Consider the following 304-nt stretch of genomic DNA (forward strand, 5'->3'; position numbering starts at 1 on the left):
CTCCCGTAAACCCCCGAAACCCCTTGGAAACATTCGCCCGGGCCCAGCTACGATCACGGACCGGGGCAAATCGATTCCTAGCCGTTTTGCCCCTTTTTTTCCCCCCCCCCGCACCGGAGCCACCATGCCCGACCTCCGCTGGACAGACTCCGACACCGCCGCAGCGATCCGACTTGCCCTTGAAATCAAACGTCGACGCGAAGAAGCCGGGCTCAGCCAGCCGCAACTCGCTCGACGAATCGGTTACACCCGGCAGTACGTGTCACTCGCCGAACGCCCTGGCCACAACCTGCCCTCGCTCGGG

General features: G+C 64.1%; 1 protein-coding gene. It reads left to right on the forward strand.

Annotation, left to right across the window (positions count from 1 at the left end; all coding sequences use genetic code 11):
* Nucleotides 1-124: 124 nt before the first annotated feature.
* The coding region (locus ADK67_RS49000) for a helix-turn-helix transcriptional regulator (RefSeq protein WP_157620405.1) at nt 125-304 on the forward strand (180 nt) is incomplete at its 3' end.

Origin of the sequence: Saccharothrix sp. NRRL B-16348, assembly GCF_001280085.1 — a bacterium.
In the GTDB taxonomy this organism is placed as follows: domain Bacteria; phylum Actinomycetota; class Actinomycetes; order Mycobacteriales; family Pseudonocardiaceae; genus Actinosynnema.